This window comes from Nitrosopumilus sp. (assembly GCF_025698945.1).
Classification (GTDB): domain Archaea; phylum Thermoproteota; class Nitrososphaeria; order Nitrososphaerales; family Nitrosopumilaceae; genus Nitrosopumilus.
In genome coordinates this window covers 121,176-138,159 of the sequence record NZ_JAILWM010000001.1, presented here as the reverse complement: position 1 = coordinate 138,159, position 16,984 = coordinate 121,176, and the positions used below count along the sequence as shown (strand labels likewise).

Here is a 16,984-nt window from a genome sequence, read left to right as displayed (position 1 = left end):
AGTGAGAAAGTTATTTTCATAGATGATATTATCTGAAGGATTGATTTTCATCAATGGTAATTGTCTGGTCTTATTTATTATACAATGAACTGGTAAAATTATGAAATACGCCAAGGATTACAAAAATACTCCTAGAACAATTAAACATGATTCAAATCTAGCTGATGTCTTAAAAAAAATCATTGATGAAAAAAAGAGCAGAATACTTGTTACAGAAAATAATAAAATTACAGGAATAGTATCTGAGAAAGATTTAGGATTGTTCCTATTAACAGATGAAACAGAACAAAAGCTAGATGAAATTCCATTATCAAAAATTGTTAAAAAAATCATTTCAGTAGACGAAAATACCAGCCTTGATGAATGTGCAGAAATAATGCTAAAAAAAGCAATTGGTTCTTTGGTTGTAAAATCAAACGATGAAGTTGTAGGCATTTTAACAAAGACAGATCTTGTGAGATATTTTACCAAAACACATGCAGGTGAGAAAATAGTAGGAGAGTACATGTCGCCATACTATGCCTGGCAATACTTGGACACCCCACTATACAAAGTAGTTACAAAAATGATTGATGAGAAGATTTCCAGAGTAATTCTACGTGATCATGACGAAATGCCAGTAGGAATAGTTACTTTTAGAGATTTGTTTGAATTAGCATTAAAACAAGGAAAATATGAGGATGTTCTAGATAACACAGATCCAGTAATTTCAGTAATATTTCCTAGAAAAGGATTCATTTCGGAATCAGGATTTGGTGGGAGTGTAAAGGCTAGCGATGTTATGAGTAAAAACATTGTTTCTGTAGATTATGATGAGGATTTAGCAAAAGCAGGAACAATTCTATTAGAGAAAAACATCAACGGAGCTGGAGTGCTATCTGGTCATGGAAGCATTATTGGAATAATCAGTAAATCAGATATTGTAAAAGCTATGGCATTTTTGAAATAATTTTATTTTTCAATTTCATGTTGATTTAAAACTACAATGCATTCATTTAATACGGAATTATCAGATATTGCTTCTGTTTCTTGTAAATTGAATTCTTGATTTAATTGTTGATCATATTCTATCAAATCATTTCTGTATGTATTGCATGCAGATCGAAGAAGTCGCCAATAATAGTAACCCTTACTCATCTCATTTTTAATTTCATCATGTTCTAATTTTAAAATTCTAGAAAGTGTTTCATAATCAACTTTATAATTATCAAATTTTTCTTTTACAATCAAAGGTAGATCCTGATACCAATCTCTCCCATCATCAGTTTTTTGAACATTGTTAATTTTCTGTAGTTGATATTGGACTGAATCATGTAGTATTTCCACCACATCATTAGCCTCAAGTAACTTCATTAATTCAGGGTGTATCACAAAAATCGTATAATAGATGCAAAATTAAGCGTATAGGCTAAAATCAATTATGATAATATCAGAAGCGTAGAGAACATTGAAATTTATTCAGAATCGTCATATCCACTATCTTTTCCACATTGAGGACAAACTCTTTGATTTTGCCATAATTCCTTTCCACAATTTCTACAGGATTGAGGCTTCATGACATTATTACTTTAAAATTAGATTTAATATTTTTTAATTTTTCAATTCTATTTAATATAAATTGATTTTAATTTATTTTTTAATTTTTTTGCTCTAGGTTTTGTTCGTAGTAATCGCCCACAGCAAGGACACCATAACCCCTCCCATTTTACGAAAATCTCACATTGTGGGCATCGTTTTTGACCTTGTTCATATCTGCCGCCCTCTAGGCTGTTGCTTTTGGCAATGTATTTTTTACAAGCACCATTACAATGCACAAATTCTAGTAAAGGCAGTTATAGAAAATAATGTCGATGATTACTTAATCCGATATCGAAGTATTGCTAAAACAGAGTCATCAAGTTCCAGTTTTTTAATTATTTTTTGGGATGTTGCAAATTCAATTTTAGATGATGTACTTTTTGCAATCTCCAGCATTTTCATTATATTTCTAAATTTAGGATCAGAATAATAATCAGTTGAAACAATTAGTGTGTCTACTGCACCAATTTTTAATGCCTTGTAAATTTCATCATTTTTTTTAGCTGTCAATCCGTCTTTGACTAATTTTTCATATTTATCAATAATTTCTGCAACATATTTTTTTCGATATTGATACAGATGATGAATTATTTTCTTTTCAATGTCTTTTAGAGGAGTGGAAAAAGACAAATTTTCTACAAACTTACATTTTTTTGTTAATTCCGAATCAAGTTCACCATAGAATTCTGTTTTTGCATGTCCAGATCCACCCAACAATATTAACTCTGAATTTGAATTCATCATCCTCACTTTGTTTGCAACTTTTTTAAAGAAAACATGAATTTTTGTCTGTCTTGCTCTAAGGAATCTTCCTTGACTTTGTCCTCCTTTTCGGTGTCTTCCCTGTAGATCTATTCGTAATGTAGATTCTTGAGTAATCTGATCCCCATGAAATCTTTGTATTCTTGCAGTTTTTTGATCTATTGTTACCAACAAAACATCACGATTAATTTTAAGAATGTCACGAAATGGTTTAACAAAAGGTTTCTTACTTACCATGTAGACATATGGTAATTTTTTTGAAATCCCAATTTCTTTGATAATTACTTTATCATTTTTTATCCAGCCAAAAATACAAAGAGTTTTTGCAAACTTTCCTGCAGACGGCGGTTTTTCTTTGAGTTCGAATATACGTTTTTCAATTTTAGATTCAATTTTTTCAAGTAACTCATTTCTCTTTGTTTCTTGTAGCAAAGATATTGTTTCCATTCCCTTTCCATATGGATAATAAACCGATACGCATTGAGTGTCAACTTGTTTTAATTCATGCAGAAATCGGTTTATCAGTAACCATTCAGAGGGTTTGATTTCAGAAAAATTTTGATTTTTTTGCACTAGTTATGATTTTCTTGTTGGTATAAAATCTAAACAAATTTCTTAATTGATAAATATCAGAAAATGCAACAAAGTAATATCCTTCAAGAAACCTGCAAAGATAAAATTTTTTGCAGGCTTGAAGTGCTTATTTAGTTTGGATTAAGATGTTAACGGACCCGACCGGATTCGAACCGGCGACCTAACGCTCCGCAAGCGTTCGCACTATCCAAGCTATGCAACGAGTCCGAAAGTTTTGGGCCAATCACGCTTAATTTGGATTGCGATTATGCAGTTTCAGCAAAAATGTATGGTGTTTCATCGGTTTCATGAAATGTCCATGCAGTTGGCAGCGAAATTGTATTGATAGATTTTAGATGATTCTGCTCAATTAATGTACCCCACCCAGCTTCATTTTTCGGATCAGTTTTGTATTTTTTAGAATATGTTCCTGCAAAAACCCATCCAAGTTTAGTAAAATGTGATGGAGTTATTTTCTCTAAAACACCACTAGCCAACTCAATTCCCCCCATCTGTGCTAGACCACCAATAAAAAAAACAGGATTTGAAAGATTCAGTGAAGAATAATCAAATTGGATAGCATTAGCACAACTAGGATGAAAGTCTACAGTACTACTGAGAGTTTTTTGAACGTCTACCAACATGTTATCAATCTCAATACTGTATGATTCCAAACCCAGAACTTTTGCACAAAAAGCAATTCTTCCATCACCTGAGCCAATATCAATAATTTCTTGATATCTATTCTCTTTTGCAATTAAACTTAAGACATATGCAGACATTATCCAAGTGGGAGAAAATGGTGCATGACTTGAGCCATGTTGGATACTGTTTAGCCAAAATTTGTTAATGTCACCCTCGTAAACAATGCACAAAGTATCTCCAATAATTTTTTCATATGAATTGTAATAGATTGGATTTTTTGTTGCAAACTGATGTAACAATTCCAAGTCACGTTCTTGTATTGGAAATAATTCAGATTTTGAAGCTGGGATTACTTCTTGAATATGACTAGCTCCATCATATACAGTGACAAATTCTTTTTTTAGACTGACTAGATTTTTTGCAAGGGATTCAATCATGAGAGCCCATCTTCGTATTGTTTTACAAATTCTTTTGTGCTCATAATTTCTCTAAGATACTCATATTGTTTTGCTTCGCTTTCAATGTCTTCTTTAGATTTATTTTGAAGAGTTTTTGATTGTAATTTTTTTGTAAGGTTTTCAATAGAATCAAAAAGTTGTTCTGTGATTTTGGGATGGATATTGGAATTAAATTTTTTAGAAATGATTTTTTCAACGGATGAAATTTGATCAAGTAATGAAGGGTTTTCATTTGTTTGTTTGAGCATTGTGACCATTGTTGATACATTCATGACTTGATAATACATCTCAACAATTTCATGAATGGATAGTTCTGAGTTACTTTCAGCATTATTAATTAGATTTTCTAGTTTTTGAGATTCTTCATGAAACATATCAGAAATATCATTTGAACTCATGGGAACAAAAGAAAATTAAATTTTTAAAAATGTTGGGGTTATGCTTCTTTTTCTGCAGGTTTGACAAAAACATAGTTCATAATCAATCCTGCAATAATACCACCTAGAACTGGTGCTGCCCAATATAACCAGTGGAATTCCCAAAATCCAGATATTAATGCAGGACCAAATGTTCTTGCAGGATTTACTGATGCACCAGTTAGAGGTACAGCAATTAAGTGAATTAGGAAAACCATTCCACCAATTGTAAATCCATGCCATCCTGGAGATGCCTTTTTGTGAACTGCGGTCATAAAAATTACAGTAACTAAGAAGAAGGTAAGAACTGCTTCAACTGCAAATCCAGAAGCAATACTGTTATTGATTAATTCGCTTGGACCACCTTGAGTTCCAAAGTTAACTGCAGCACCAAGTTCTGGCAATATTGCCTTGAGAGTAGCAGCTGCTGCAACTGCACCAATTAATTGTGAAATAATATATCCAATGCCATCTGCAATTCCTATCTTTTTTGTAATCATCATAGGAATAGTGACTGCAGGATTAATGTGAGCTCCAGAGACATGTCCAAATGCATAAACCATCAGAGCAATTGCGCCACCATGTCCAAGTGAGATAAACAATACAGATTGAGTAGTCAGTGTTTCGCCAAATGATGCTATAGCCAAGATAACTGAAAGTGGACCAAAGAAGACCAAACCATAAGTTGCAATTGCTTCAGCAAGATATGCTCTTGGATTTACCATTAAGCTAATCCCACTAGAATTTCCATATAAAAGATTCGGACCAAATTTTTGATCAATTAGTATCAAAAAGTAATTAATTACAGACCAATGTATTTGAAAATATATGATTTCAGAAGGGGACTCAGTTCCAAAATTTGAGTTAAATGATTCAAACGGAAATACAGTAAAATCATCTGATTTTAAAGGCAAAAAGCATGCCATCTATTTTTATCCAAAGGACTTTACACCAGGATGCACTACAGAGGCAGACGAATTTTCAAAAGACTATAAAAAATTTCAAAAAGAAGGAATCGAGATAATTGGCATCAGTCCAGATGATGTTGATTCTCATAAAAAATTCTGTGACAAGATGGGAATAAAATATCCACTTTTAGCAGATGTGGATAAAAAAGTATCAAAACTATTTGGAGTTTGGGGATTAAAGAAATTCATGGGCAGGGAATACATGGGTGTGAATCGAAGTACTTTTCTTGTAAATGAGAAAGGAAAAATTTTCAAAATTTACCCCAAAGTAAAACCTGCAGGGCATTCTAAAGAAGTAATGAATGATTTTCTAAGTTCAAATTAAAATAAAGTAAAAAGAAGAGTTGTAGAACTTAGAAGCCTTTTGGAAGAGTTCCTCTAGAAGCCTTGGGTGCTTCAGGTTCTGGTTTTGGTTCAAAACCTTTTGGTAAAGTACCACGTGTTTGAGAAGATCTAGTTTTTGCTTCAGATTCAACAGCTTTTTGATAAGCCTTTTCTTGTTCTATTCTATCTTGTTCTATTCTTTGCAAGTAATCTTTTTCATATTCTTCAAGTTGTTCTTTTCTTGACTTTCCTTCACTTCCACTAGAAGATGATTGTTGTGGTGGTGGAGCTTGTTGTGTTTGTGTTTGTCCCATACCCTTTGGAAGTGTGCCCTTTGCAGGTTTTGGTGGTTCTGGTGGTGTTGCTTTTTGTGATTGTAAAACTACACCATCAACATTCATGTTAGTTCCACTAAAACTTCCAAATGTCTTATCAGCTGGATGATATGCAAGTCTTGCTCTTGTTGCAAAGTATTGGTTTGATGGTTGTGTATAACCAGTTACCTTTACTTTTTGATCATTCCAATTTGTTGTAGGAACTTTTCCGACTGGAGCATATCTTCTAACAAAGTATCTGTTAGGAGCTGGAGAATAGCCTGTTACCTTTGCTCGGTACTGATGAAAATCAGTCATTGCAGCGTTTTGGTATGCTTCCTCTAATGCATCCTGAAAACTTACTGGAGCTGGTGGAGCAGTTTCTGCTGGTTTTGGAGCTGGCTTTGGTTCAGCAGGTTTTGTTTCTGCTGGTTTTGTTTCTGCTGGTTTTGGAGCTGGCTTTGGTTCAGCAGGTTTTGTTTCTGCTGGTTTTGGAGCTGGCTTTGGTTCAGCAGGTTTTGTTTCTGCTGGTTTTGGAGCTGGCTTTGCTTCAAGTTGTGTTGATAATTTAGTTAGTTTTGCCTCAAGTTCAGCGATTTTTTCTTCAAGATCTTTTTTTGTACTTGCTTTTCGCTTTGCTGCCATTTCTTAAAGTAAATAATGCATTGTTTATTTACATTTTGATCAGTCCGTATTTTTTGCTAATAAAATAATAAAAAAATAGGAATAAATTGAAAAAAATTCACAATTTTTAAAAATTAATCAGATCTGAATGAGGTTAACAACTCAATCAGGTTCCCAAAATTGCATAACATACATACAATTATTGCATCTCCATAATTTTACATGAATCCCATTATCAGTATCTGCCACATATTTTCCATCTTTTAATTTATGAACTTGTGGTAAATAATTCAATTCAGAATTTTCAAGCCATTCATTTTGTTGGCAATTGGGGCATTTTATTTTTGGAGACATTTACAAAACAGATATGAACAAACAAGAATATTACTTTTAAAAATAGAAAATAAAAGATGTTATTGAATTAGAAACCTTTTGGAAGAGTGCCTCTTTTTGGTTTTGGTGGTTCTGGTGTTGGAGCTTGTTTTGTTTCTAAAGCGAGTCCGTCAACACTCATGTTAGTTCCACTAAAACTTCCAAATGTCTTATCAGCTGGATGATATGCAAGTCTTGCTCTTGTTGCAAAGTATTGGTTTGATGGTTGTGTATAACCAGTTACCTTTACTTTTTGATCATTCCAATTTGTTGTAGGAACTTTTCCGACTGGAGCATATCTTCTAACAAAGTATCTGTTAGGAGCTGGAGAATAGCCTGTTACCTTTGCTCGGTACTGATGAAAATCAGTCATTGCAGCGTTTTGGTATGCTTCCTCTAATGCTGCTTGGAATGTTGTTGGAGGCTGTGATTTGCTATCAGCTGGTTTTGGTGCTTCCTTTGGTTTAGGAGCTTCTGCTGGTTTAGTTTCAAATCCCTTTGGCAAAGTACCTTTAGGTTTTGTTGTTGCAGCAGGTCGTTCAGCTGGTTTTGGTGCAGGTTTAGTTTCTGCTGGTTTTACTTCAGCTGGTTTTGGTGTTTCCTGTGGTTTAGGAGCTTCCTTTGGTTTTGACTCTAGCTGAGTAGAAAGTTGATTTAGTTTTGCTTCTAATTCGGTAATCTTTTTTTCAAGATCTTGTTTAGTTTGCTTTTTAGCAGCTGCCATTGTTTTGCATGAGCAATCTGGGGTTTATGTACATTTGGGTTGAATACCACAACTAAACTTGATCAAGTTTTATATGCTCTGAAGACCTAATGCTGTCATGGATGACTTTGAAAAGGAATATCCCGAATTTGATTGGAAAAATACTCCAGCATACAAGCATCCAGGAGGCAAAGATTGTCCATGTCCAAAACACGAATACATCAGAGAGCAGATCAATTTTACAAAGCAAGTAAATGAAAAAGGAAAAGAACCATCAAAGGTGACCCTAAAATTTTGCCCCGATCATTATAGAGTCTACATGGATGAAGTAATTCCTGCAATGCCTCTAAAGTACAAAATTTTAACAAAGATTGCACTTAAGCTTGGGGCCATTCAAGTTGAACAATTAAAGTACATGGAATCAGAGTTGTGTTTTTACTGTAAATTTGGTTCCGGTGGACACGACAAAAAAACAGAACTTCCACCAATGTAGATTATTCAGGACTAAGTAAGATTTTTGGTTTGTTTGGCGTATCATGATGACATCTTTTTCCACATAATGGACATCTTTTTCTGTCAAGGAAGATACATTGACAAATATGAGAATCAAGATATGCTTTGGCAGGTTTGTTTGGCTCACCAGTGCCATTGCAAAAAGGACACTCTGAACCCAATAATTCTATAGTTCCATTTCCTTTACATACTGCACATTTGTCATCTGCCAATACTGAATGTCCTATTAATGAGAATTAAAATGCATTTGTCAAGAGAGTTTTAAGATTATCCGCTATTACGTAAATCTAGTTAAGCTTATACTAGATTTAACTTCAGAAGGTACGTGCCAATAGAAGATATTCATGAATTTGTTAAAGAATTAGAAAAAAATGGAGAACTAAAACGAGTAAAAATAGAAGTAGATTCGGATTTAGAAATTGCAGAAATTTTAAGAAGAGAAATGTACGCAAATGGCTCTGCAATTCTTTTTGAAAATGTAAAAGGATACAAAATGCCAGTTTTAGGAAATGCATTTGGTTCAATGAGAAGATTAGAGATTGGACTTGAAATGACAGACTTTACTGAAATTGGTCAAAGAATAGTAGACATGACAAAGATGGATATTCCATCAGGCTTTCTCAATAAAATAAAAAAATTACCAGAACTATCAAAGATGACAGCATCATTTCCTAAATCAGAATCAAGTGGACCAGTTACTGAAGTGACATCAACTAATGCATCATTTGATGATTTACCAATTCTAAAATCTTGGCCAAATGATGCGGGACGATTCATCACACTGGGATTGGTTGCAACCAGACATCCTGAGACAGGAGTTAGAAATCTTGGAGTATACAGAATGCAGATAATAGACAAAACTCATGCATTAATGCATTGGCAAAAACATAAGAGGGGAGCTCACCACGGAGATATTTCTAAAGACAAAGGAGAAAAAATTCCAGCTGCAATAATTATTGGCGGAGAACCCGCAACTGTGTTTTCATCAATTGCTCCAGTTCCAGAAGGATTAGACAAATACTTGTTTGCAGGAATCACAAGAAAAGAAGGAATCAAGACTGTCAAATGTAAAACAATTGATTTGGATGTCCCAGCAAATGCAGAGATTGTATTAGAAGGATACGTAGATCCTTCAGACATTAGAGATGAAGGACCATTTGGAGATCATACAGGATACTATACACCTGTTGAACCATATCCAACATTTACACTAACAGGAATTATGAGAAGAAAAGATCCAATCTATGTCACAACAGTTGTAGGGAAGCCGATTTTGGAGGATGCTTATATTGGTAAAGTTATCGAAAGATCATTTTTGCCATTGATTCGAATGTTCCATCCAGAAGTAATTGACTTTAGTATGCCACCTGCAGGATGGTTCCAAGGATTTGCAATAGTTTCAATAAAAAAGAGATATCCAGGTCAAGCAAAAAAAGTAATGATGGGATTATGGGGGATGGGACAACTTTCTCTTACAAAGACTTTGGTAGTAGTAGATGAAGACATCAATGTTCATGATATTAATGATGTAATATGGGCCATTACAACAAGAGCTGATGCTGCAAGAGACACAGTCATCATCAATAACACACCAACAGATACATTGGATCCTGCATCACCGCTGGTAAATTTAGGGTCAAAGATGGGAATTGATGCAACACAAAAAACAAAAGAAGAAGGATATGATAGAGAAATTCAACAACAAGTAAAAGTTGATGATAAAACAAAAGAACTAGTTAATGCTAAATGGTCGGATTATAATTTATGATAAAGTAACTGGATTGTAGAAATTATCTCTCTCTTCAACTTGATATCCAATTTGATGTATTGCATCAATAATTATTTTGTCTGTTAATTCAGTAGAGCGTGCACCAGTACAAGATACAACTTCTTCTCCAATAAGAGTACCACCGAAATCATCAGCACCATATTGCAGTGCCAGTTGTGCCATACCCACACCATTTGTAAGCCATGAAGATTGAATATGTGGAATTAATCCATCTAAAACAAGTCTAGAAATTGCAATCATCTTTAAGAGTTGAATTCCTCCAGTACCATATTCAACAATACCTTCTTCATGCATCAGTGTATTATTTGGTTCAAAATTCCAAGGGATAAATGCCATGAAGCCTTTAGTTTTCTCTTGTAGTTTTACAATTTTGAAAAAATGATCAACAATATCTTGTTTATTTTCAACATGACCATACATCATTGTAGCAGAACCTGGAATTCCAAGTGAATGAGCTTCATCCATAATTCGTATCCAATCAGCGCTGGAGATTTTCTTTGGACTGATAATATCTTTTACAGAATCAACTAATATTTCAGCCCCAGCTCCTGGAATGGATTGCAAACCTGCATCCTTTAATCTAGATAAAATTTCTAGTGTAGAGGATTTTTCAACTCGTGCTATCATATCAATTTCAGAAGTAGATAATCCATGAACTCCAACCTTTGGGAATTTTTCTCGAATCATTTTGAAAGCATCTTCATAATATTCGATTTTCAAATTTGGATTATGTCCACCTTGAATCAAAACTTGACGAATCTTAAACATATCCCAAGATGTTTTTACTCTTGATTCAATTTGGTCAAGAGTTAAAGTATAAGCATCTTCAGATCCAGGGGATCGATAAAATGCACAAAACTTACAATCAGTAATACAGACATTGGTATAATTCAAAATTATATTATTTACAAAAGAGGCCTTTTTTCCAAACTGTTTTCTAGCAAGATGACCTGAAACAAGTCCCATTAAATGAACATCATCAGATTCTAACAATCGCATACAGTCTTCAGGACTAGGGCGTCGTCCATTAAGAGAATTTTCTAAAATATCTTTAATGTCACTTTTTTGAATTTGTTCAGTAGTCTGACTCAATTGCTATTCATCTTTTATAATTTCTATTTAATCCTTGATAGGAATTACAAACAAAAAAGTGTTAATCCAAATGAATGGTTTGGGCTCAATAACTAACTAGTTTGGGTTCAAAGATTCACGTTATTTTTAAGTAGGGCACAAAAATCAGATCATCTCATGGTATCTGGCAATCAAATTAGACTTAATCGAATTCTCAGAAAAGGAAGAATGTTATGTATTCCAATGGATCATGGAATTTCAAATGGTCCTATTGAAGGGCTTGAAAATCCTGCAGATATTATTTACAAATGTGAAGGTCATGGATTAACCAGTGTTATCATTAACAAAGGAATTCTCAAAGTATTACCTAAACCAACAAAGATTGGAATTTTAGTTCATTTTTCAAGTAGCACATCATTATCATTATCACCCAACCGAAAAATGCTCACAGGTACAGTCAAAGAAGCTGTAGCAATGGGAGCAGATGGAGTTTCATTGCACATTAACATTGGGGGAAAAGAAGAACCAGAAATGCTAGAACAACTAGGAATGACTGCAGATCAATGTCACAAGTGGGGAATGCCACTTTTAGCAATGATGTATCCTAGAGGAGAGAACATCAAGAACCCACATGATCCAGAAATTGTCGGTCATGTTGCAAGAATTGGTGCAGAATGCGGTGCAGACATTGTTAAAACACTTTACACTGGCGATATTGATTCATTTGCAAAGATTGTAAAGAGCACACCAGTTCCAATTGTAATTGCAGGAGGCCCTAAAGCAAAAACAGATTTAGACATTCTTCAAATGACAGAAGATGCCATGACAGCAGGTGCCAAAGGGGTTACATATGGCAGAAACATCTTTGCTCACAAATCGCCTGAAAAAATGGTAGAAGCGTTAGCTGAAATAATTTTCAGAAAAGGTACAGCAAAGGAAGCACTGAAAAAAATTGAGTAAAACTAGAGAACTAATAATATCGCCCAAAGTATCACAAGCACAATTATCTAAATTCATACCACAGTTGGAGGCAGAAGGAATCAAAACAATATATCTTGACCCAAAGAAATTAGGCAAGAAAAAGACAAAAATGCAAACAGTGTATCCTTCAAGCTCAGCAAATTATGTTGTTTTAGAAAAAGAAGGGTCTACAAAACCAAAGGGCAAAAAAATAGGAAAGAAATTTCAAGTTTTATCTAATGCAGATATTGAAAATACCCTAGCTATTGCAAAGAAAGGATTAGACTTTGTAATAGTAGAAGTAAAGGATTGGAAAATTATTCCACTTGAAAACATTATTGCAAAACTTCACAAAATCCATACCAAAATTTTTGCAATTGCAAGAACCCCTGAGGAAGTAAGAAAAATGTTTTCAATTTTAGAAGTAGGGGTAGATGGAGTAATTTTCAGCACATCATCAATTAACGAAGTAAGGGAGGCAATGGTGTATTTAGGCACTCGGAGTTTTGAAATGATGCCAGCTAAAATTATTGAAATTAAAGAAGTTGGGGATGGAGAAAGAGTTTGTGTAGATACAGCATCAATGCTTCACAAAGGAGAAGGAATGTTAATTGGTAGCAGATCAAACTTTTTGTTTTTAGTCCATAATGAATCAGTTGGCTCATCTTTTACATCACCAAGACCATTTAGAGTAAATGCAGGAGCTGTACATTGCTACACTCTATCACCTGATGGAACTACAAACTATCTATCAGAAGTTGAGACAGGTTCAGAAGTATTGATTCTAAACTCTAAAGGAAAAGCAAGAAGGGCCACAGTAGGAAGATCAAAGATAGAAAGAAGACCAATGCTAATGATTAAAGCATCAGCAGGAGGAGAGATTGGCGGAATTATTGCACAGGATGCCGAAACAATACGCTTTGTAAAACCAAATGGCCAACTAGTGTCAATAACACATCTAAAAAAAGGAGATACAGTAATGGTTCATTCTAAACCTGCAACTGGAAGACATTTTGGTATGGAAGTTTCAGACGAGTACATATTAGAAAAATAAGATGAAATACAAAACATGTGTTTCAATTGCAGAAAAAACACCAAAAAAAGTAGCACAGACATTAAAAATTGCTTTAAAAAAATCAGATTATGCTGAAATAAGATTTGATTTTCTAAATCCTGAAAAAATTCCTGAAACAATCAAGATGATAAAAAAAGATCTTAAAAAATCTGTTTGCACATTACGTCCAAAAAATGAGGGAGGAAGGTTTACAGGAAATGAAACTGAAAGAATTGCAATTCTCAAATTAATTGCAGAATACAATCCATTCTTACTAGATGTAGAGTTTAATACATTACAAAAAAATCCATCTTTAGCAAAATATCTAAAATCAACTAAAACAAAATTACTTGTATCATGGCATGATTTTAAAAAAACACCAAGTTCAGAAAATCTAAAAAAGAAAATTAATCAAATGAGTAAATTCTCATCATTTGTAAAAATAGTAAGTACTGCAAAGTCACCAAATGATTCAACGAGAATGTTAGAATTGTATAGCAAAAAAGGCAATAATACTCTAATTTCGTTTGCCATGGGGGATTTTGGAAGAATATCAAGGATTTTGTGCCTATATTTGGGAAGTCCATATACATATGTCTCACTTGGAAAGCCAGTAGCACCAGGACAATTCAGTGTAGACGAAATTAAAAAAATCACAAATCTAAAACAATAATCAAACCAAAAGTTGAGAGTTTAAATCAATCAAAATATTCTAAAAATTAAGATGGGAAAATCATTTGCAGTAATTGGAGATCCTATTGATCACTCATTATCCCCTAACATTCACAGTGCAGCATTTAGAGAACTAAATTTGGATAGCTCCTACATTGCATATAGAATTCCCGTAGGAGAACTTGCAGAAGGAATTGAAGGATTAAAAAAAATAAAGATAGATGGATTTAACATTACAATTCCACATAAAGTTGAAATGATGAAATATCTAGATAAAATTGATGAGTCTTGTAGTTTGATTGGGGCAGTCAACACAGTAAAAAATATGGACGGAGTTCTAAAAGGATACAATACAGACATGGATGGGTTTTTAGATCCACTAAAGAAAAGAAGCATTACTATTGCAAACAAAAAAGTTCTTCTTCTTGGAGCAGGCGGAGCTGCAAGAGCAATCGTAGCAGGTTTTGCAAAAGAGAAAGCAAAAAGCATTACTATTGCAAACAGAACACTTGAAAATGCAGAAAAATTATCAGAGTTTGCAAAAAAGATTGGATTAGATTCCAATCCAATCAAAATTGAGGATGTAGGAGATTCTGCAAAAGATTATGACTTTATTATAAATGCAACATCAATTGGCCTCAAAAACGAATTATCACCAATTTCATTAAAAGGAATTAATGAAAAAACAATTGTGTATGACATTGTATATATGCCAATGAACACAGACTTTATCAAAAAAGCAAAAGAAGAAGGGGCAACTGTAATTTATGGTTACGAGATGCTATTGGGCCAAGCTGTTAGGGCCTTTGAGATTTGGCATGGCATAGAAGCACCTTATAATGCCATGAAAAAAGCACTGTTAGGAGGAGTTTGATGGTAAAAGCAAAGGCCACTGTCCATGGAGCCATATCACTAGTTAATGCAATTGCAAACAAAAAAGGGGCCACGCTGGGCATAGCACTAAAAGTAGAGTCAGAAGTAGAAGCAACACCAGGTAAAGGCATCATCATTCAATCAGAGAACAAAAGCATTAGTTCTCGTCTAATTACTAAAACAATTGAAAAAATCATTGCAAAAAAAGATCTGGAGCAAAACAAGATTACAGTAACACTTGATTCAGAGATTCCAACAGGATATGGACTCAAAAGTTCAAGTGCAATATCATCTGCAGTAGCATTGGCATGTGCAAAAATCTTCAAACCAAAACTAACAGACCAACAAATTCTTCTTGCTGGAGTTGATGCATCAATTGAATCCAAAGTAAGCATTACTGGAGCATATGATGATGCATGTTCATGTTACTACGGAGGATTCAATGTTACAGATAATGCAAGAAGGAAAAGAGTTCATTTTGAAAATGGCCCTTCAAATTTAATTGCAATAATATTTATTCCAAAAAACAGAAAAAGAGGAAATCTAAAAAATCTTAGTTCATTATCTACTGTCTTTGAGAAAGCATGGGAACTTGCTAGAAAGGGAAACTATTGGGAGGCAATGACAATTAACGGATTGGCAACAGCATCAATATTAAATTCAGATCCCAAAATTATAACAAATTTAATAGAGAAAGGGGCACTTGCTGCATCAGTTTCAGGTAATGGACCAGCAATTGCTGCTGTAACAAAAAAAGAAAATGAATCAGATATTAAAAAAATATTTTCTACACTTGAGGGAAATGTAATCGTTTCAAAAATAAGTAACAAAAAGGCCGAAGTAAATGAGTTGTAAGATAGAAAAATCAAGCATCACAGGAGAAATTATTTGTCCAGCAAACAAAAGTTACACACATAGAGCAATCTTTCTCGCATCACTTGCTGGAAATAATAGTAAGGTGGAGAATGTTCTTCTATCTGCAGATACTAGGGCGACAATAGAAGCATGTAGGAAATTTGGAGCAGAGATAGAAACCAGTAATTCATCAATAATTGTCAAAAATCCGATTAATTTAAGCACAAAAGTTCCCGAAATCAACACTGAAAACTCAGGAACCACTATAAGAATAGCCTCAGGAATTGCAAGTTTATTTTCACAAGAGATTACATTGACAGGAGATGCAAGTTTGCAAAAAAGACCAATGCAACCTCTATTAGATGCACTAACTAATATCGGAGCACATTGTACATCAACTAATGGTAATCCACCAATTACAATCAAAGGAAAAATAACAGGTGGCAATGTATCTATTCCAGGAAATTTTTCTAGTCAATTCATTTCATCTTTGTTAATTTGTGCCCCTTTAACTGATAAAGGAATCAATTTAACAATTGAAGGAAATCTAGTTTCAAAACCATATCTTGATGCAACAATTGCAACTATGAGAAAGTTCGGAGTCTCTGTTCAAACATCAATCCCTTACAAAAGATACAATATTTCTCCACAAATTTACAACAGTGCCACATTTGTAGTTCCAATTGATTTTTCAAGTCTAGCATTACTACTATCAGCTGTAGTGTTAAATGGTAAAGATGTAACAATCAAAGGTAATATTGGAAATTTACCACAAGGTGATGAGGTATTTATTGACATACTTGAACAATTAGGGGTAACTATAATGATGGACGATGAGCAAATCAAGATTGAATCTCCTGAAAAATTAAGAGGTGGTAAATTTGATTTGAGTAACTCCCCAGATCTTCTTCCTCCACTTTCAATTCTAGCATTAAAATCATCAACGCCAATAGAGATTGTAAATGTAAAACATGCAAGACTAAAAGAAACAGATAGAATTGCAATAATTGCAAGAGAGTTAGTAAAAATAGGAATCAAGATTCAAGAAAACGAAGACGGATTAGTTTTAGAATCGTCAGAAAAACTTGTTGGAGCTAAATTAAATTCAGAAAATGATCATAGATTATTCATGGCATTCTGTATTGCAGGAATGTTTGTTGGGGATTGTATAATTACAGATCCAGAATCAGTGAATGTATCATATCCAGATTTTATTTCAGAAATGAATCGACTAGGGGCTAAAATACACAGTCAGTAAAAATATTTTTCAAAAAATTAACTTTAAGGGTAAAAGGCGCGACTCTGTATAGAGTGAAAAGCATTCTCCTCACCCACAACGCTTTTGCGTAGATAACATGTCTTTTTCGCAGAGCCGCGCAAACTATTTGTTAGAATTTACACGATTTCGCATATATCATATATGTTATTATTATATTTAAGATTATATTATAATTATTTCA

The 16,984-nt window shown here is 33.8% G+C and carries 21 protein-coding genes and 1 tRNA gene; 10 read left to right on the top strand and 12 right to left on the bottom strand.

The genetic code is table 11. From position 1 onward, the window contains the following. The first annotated feature begins 100 nt into the window (after nt 1-100). Nucleotides 101-949, top strand: coding sequence for a CBS domain-containing protein (locus tag K5790_RS00910; protein WP_297591841.1), 849 nt, complete (start codon nt 101-103; stop codon nt 947-949). A gap of 2 nt (nt 950-951) precedes the next feature. Here the strand turns inward: K5790_RS00910 and K5790_RS00905 are convergent, their stop codons facing one another. The 7 genes from K5790_RS00905 to K5790_RS00875 all read right to left on the bottom strand — a co-directional run bounded on the left by K5790_RS00905 (nt 952) and on the right by K5790_RS00875 (nt 5,157). Then, nucleotides 952-1,353, bottom strand: a complete 402-nt coding sequence (locus K5790_RS00905) for a hypothetical protein (RefSeq protein ID WP_297591840.1) — start codon at nt 1,351-1,353, stop codon at nt 952-954. A gap of 101 nt (nt 1,354-1,454) precedes the next feature. Next, nucleotides 1,455-1,556 carry a zinc-ribbon domain-containing protein gene (locus tag K5790_RS00900; RefSeq protein ID WP_297591839.1) on the bottom strand — a complete coding sequence of 34 codons (102 nt, stop codon included), beginning with the start codon at nt 1,554-1,556 and terminating at the stop codon, nt 1,455-1,457. A 298-nt stretch (nt 1,557-1,854) separates the two neighbouring features. Further along, nucleotides 1,855-2,913: a Vms1/Ankzf1 family peptidyl-tRNA hydrolase gene (locus K5790_RS00895; RefSeq protein WP_297591838.1), complete on the bottom strand. Its 1,059-nt coding sequence runs from the start codon at nt 2,911-2,913 to the stop codon at nt 1,855-1,857. A gap of 153 nt (nt 2,914-3,066) precedes the next feature. Further along, a tRNA-Arg gene (locus tag K5790_RS00890) sits at nt 3,067-3,141 on the bottom strand. Nucleotides 3,142-3,179: 38 nt separating this feature from the next. Beyond that, nucleotides 3,180-3,995 (bottom strand): hypothetical protein, encoded by an 816-nt coding sequence (locus tag K5790_RS00885; RefSeq protein ID WP_297591837.1) that lies wholly within the window; start codon nt 3,993-3,995, stop codon nt 3,180-3,182. After that, nucleotides 3,992-4,414, bottom strand: coding sequence for a hypothetical protein (locus K5790_RS00880; protein WP_297591836.1), 423 nt, complete (start codon nt 4,412-4,414; stop codon nt 3,992-3,994). Before K5790_RS00880 ends, K5790_RS00885 begins: the two co-directional genes overlap by 4 nt. Nucleotides 4,415-4,452: 38 nt before the next feature. Continuing rightward, the gene (locus K5790_RS00875) at nt 4,453-5,157 is read right to left on the bottom strand and encodes an MIP/aquaporin family protein (RefSeq protein WP_297591835.1); all 705 of its coding nucleotides are present in this window, start codon (nt 5,155-5,157) and stop codon (nt 4,453-4,455) included. 103 nt (nt 5,158-5,260) lie between these two features. Between K5790_RS00875 and bcp the strand changes: the two genes are divergently transcribed. After that, nucleotides 5,261-5,725 carry a thioredoxin-dependent thiol peroxidase gene (bcp, locus tag K5790_RS00870; RefSeq protein ID WP_297591834.1) on the top strand — a complete coding sequence of 155 codons (465 nt, stop codon included), beginning with the start codon at nt 5,261-5,263 and terminating at the stop codon, nt 5,723-5,725. 28 nt (nt 5,726-5,753) lie between these two features. Here the strand turns inward: bcp and K5790_RS00865 are convergent, their stop codons facing one another. The 3 genes from K5790_RS00865 to K5790_RS00855 all read right to left on the bottom strand — a co-directional run bounded on the left by K5790_RS00865 (nt 5,754) and on the right by K5790_RS00855 (nt 7,758). Next, entirely contained in the window at nt 5,754-6,683 is a 930-nt protein-coding gene (locus K5790_RS00865) for a trans-sialidase (RefSeq protein ID WP_297591833.1), read from the bottom strand. A gap of 141 nt (nt 6,684-6,824) precedes the next feature. Further along, complete coding sequence (locus K5790_RS00860; protein WP_297591832.1) at nt 6,825-7,016, bottom strand: hypothetical protein; 192 nt, start codon at nt 7,014-7,016, stop codon at nt 6,825-6,827. A gap of 67 nt (nt 7,017-7,083) precedes the next feature. Beyond that, complete coding sequence (locus tag K5790_RS00855) at nt 7,084-7,758, bottom strand: trans-sialidase (protein WP_297591831.1); 675 nt, start codon at nt 7,756-7,758, stop codon at nt 7,084-7,086. A 97-nt stretch (nt 7,759-7,855) separates the two neighbouring features. On the opposite strand from K5790_RS00855, the gene K5790_RS00850 reads away from it, so the two are divergent. Then, complete coding sequence (locus tag K5790_RS00850) at nt 7,856-8,230, top strand: hypothetical protein (RefSeq protein WP_179361415.1); 375 nt, start codon at nt 7,856-7,858, stop codon at nt 8,228-8,230. 1 nt (nt 8,231) lies between these two features. On the opposite strand, the gene K5790_RS00845 is transcribed toward K5790_RS00850, so the two are convergent. Beyond that, nucleotides 8,232-8,462, bottom strand: coding sequence for a hypothetical protein (locus tag K5790_RS00845; protein ID WP_297591830.1), 231 nt, complete (start codon nt 8,460-8,462; stop codon nt 8,232-8,234). 113 nt (nt 8,463-8,575) lie between these two features. Between K5790_RS00845 and K5790_RS00840 the strand changes: the two genes are divergently transcribed. Beyond that, nucleotides 8,576-10,018: a menaquinone biosynthesis decarboxylase gene (locus tag K5790_RS00840; RefSeq protein ID WP_297591829.1), complete on the top strand. Its 1,443-nt coding sequence runs from the start codon at nt 8,576-8,578 to the stop codon at nt 10,016-10,018. Here K5790_RS00840 and mqnC read toward each other — a convergent pair. Beyond that, a complete protein-coding gene (mqnC, locus tag K5790_RS00835; protein WP_297591828.1) occupies nt 10,013-11,131 on the bottom strand; it encodes a cyclic dehypoxanthinyl futalosine synthase in 1,119 nt (372 codons plus the stop codon). The genes K5790_RS00840 and mqnC overlap by 6 nt on opposite strands. 156 nt (nt 11,132-11,287) lie before the next feature. On the opposite strand from mqnC, the gene K5790_RS00830 reads away from it, so the two are divergent. Genes K5790_RS00830 through aroA form a run of 6 tightly spaced genes read left to right on the top strand, consistent with a single transcriptional unit; the run spans nt 11,288 to nt 16,782 of the window. Next, nucleotides 11,288-12,070 (top strand): 2-amino-3,7-dideoxy-D-threo-hept-6-ulosonate synthase, encoded by a 783-nt coding sequence (locus K5790_RS00830; RefSeq protein WP_297591827.1) that lies wholly within the window; start codon nt 11,288-11,290, stop codon nt 12,068-12,070. Continuing rightward, complete coding sequence (locus tag K5790_RS00825; protein ID WP_297591826.1) at nt 12,063-13,124, top strand: 3-dehydroquinate synthase II; 1,062 nt, start codon at nt 12,063-12,065, stop codon at nt 13,122-13,124. Before K5790_RS00830 ends, K5790_RS00825 begins: the two co-directional genes overlap by 8 nt. 1 nt (nt 13,125) lies before the next feature. Beyond that, nucleotides 13,126-13,797, top strand: a complete 672-nt coding sequence (gene aroD / locus K5790_RS00820) for a type I 3-dehydroquinate dehydratase (protein ID WP_297591825.1) — start codon at nt 13,126-13,128, stop codon at nt 13,795-13,797. A 51-nt stretch (nt 13,798-13,848) separates the two neighbouring features. Beyond that, nucleotides 13,849-14,670 carry a shikimate dehydrogenase gene (gene aroE, locus K5790_RS00815; protein WP_297591824.1) on the top strand — a complete coding sequence of 274 codons (822 nt, stop codon included), beginning with the start codon at nt 13,849-13,851 and terminating at the stop codon, nt 14,668-14,670. Further along, nucleotides 14,670-15,524 (top strand): shikimate kinase, encoded by an 855-nt coding sequence (locus K5790_RS00810; protein ID WP_297591823.1) that lies wholly within the window; start codon nt 14,670-14,672, stop codon nt 15,522-15,524. The genes aroE and K5790_RS00810 overlap by 1 nt, the downstream gene beginning before the upstream one ends. Further along, nucleotides 15,514-16,782 carry a 3-phosphoshikimate 1-carboxyvinyltransferase gene (aroA, locus tag K5790_RS00805; RefSeq protein WP_297591822.1) on the top strand — a complete coding sequence of 423 codons (1,269 nt, stop codon included), beginning with the start codon at nt 15,514-15,516 and terminating at the stop codon, nt 16,780-16,782. Before K5790_RS00810 ends, aroA begins: the two co-directional genes overlap by 11 nt. Nucleotides 16,783-16,984 lie beyond the last annotated feature (202 nt).

What these genes read in the sequence shown, in the direction of transcription:
- K5790_RS00865 (WP_297591833.1), bottom strand. Translation starts at nt 6,683, where the DNA reads ATGGCAGCAAAGCGAAAAGCAAGTACAAAAAAAGATCTTGAAGAAAAA.
- K5790_RS00855 (WP_297591831.1), bottom strand. Translation starts at nt 7,758, where the DNA reads ATGGCAGCTGCTAAAAAGCAAACTAAACAAGATCTTGAAAAAAAGATT.
- K5790_RS00850 (WP_179361415.1), top strand. Translation starts at nt 7,856, where the DNA reads ATGGATGACTTTGAAAAGGAATATCCCGAATTTGATTGGAAAAATACT.
- K5790_RS00875 (WP_297591835.1), bottom strand. Translation starts at nt 5,157, where the DNA reads ATGGTAAATCCAAGAGCATATCTTGCTGAAGCAATTGCAACTTATGGT.
- aroD (WP_297591825.1), top strand. Translation starts at nt 13,126, where the DNA reads ATGAAATACAAAACATGTGTTTCAATTGCAGAAAAAACACCAAAAAAA.
- aroA (WP_297591822.1), top strand. Translation starts at nt 15,514, where the DNA reads ATGAGTTGTAAGATAGAAAAATCAAGCATCACAGGAGAAATTATTTGT.
- K5790_RS00885 (WP_297591837.1), bottom strand. Translation starts at nt 3,995, where the DNA reads ATGATTGAATCCCTTGCAAAAAATCTAGTCAGTCTAAAAAAAGAATTT.
- K5790_RS00910 (WP_297591841.1), top strand. Translation starts at nt 101, where the DNA reads ATGAAATACGCCAAGGATTACAAAAATACTCCTAGAACAATTAAACAT.
- K5790_RS00905 (WP_297591840.1), bottom strand. Translation starts at nt 1,353, where the DNA reads ATGAAGTTACTTGAGGCTAATGATGTGGTGGAAATACTACATGATTCA.
- K5790_RS00880 (WP_297591836.1), bottom strand. Translation starts at nt 4,414, where the DNA reads ATGAGTTCAAATGATATTTCTGATATGTTTCATGAAGAATCTCAAAAA.
- K5790_RS00830 (WP_297591827.1), top strand. Translation starts at nt 11,288, where the DNA reads ATGGTATCTGGCAATCAAATTAGACTTAATCGAATTCTCAGAAAAGGA.
- K5790_RS00900 (WP_297591839.1), bottom strand. Translation starts at nt 1,556, where the DNA reads ATGAAGCCTCAATCCTGTAGAAATTGTGGAAAGGAATTATGGCAAAAT.
- K5790_RS00860 (WP_297591832.1), bottom strand. Translation starts at nt 7,016, where the DNA reads ATGTCTCCAAAAATAAAATGCCCCAATTGCCAACAAAATGAATGGCTT.
- aroE (WP_297591824.1), top strand. Translation starts at nt 13,849, where the DNA reads ATGGGAAAATCATTTGCAGTAATTGGAGATCCTATTGATCACTCATTA.
- bcp (WP_297591834.1), top strand. Translation starts at nt 5,261, where the DNA reads ATGATTTCAGAAGGGGACTCAGTTCCAAAATTTGAGTTAAATGATTCA.
- K5790_RS00810 (WP_297591823.1), top strand. Translation starts at nt 14,670, where the DNA reads ATGGTAAAAGCAAAGGCCACTGTCCATGGAGCCATATCACTAGTTAAT.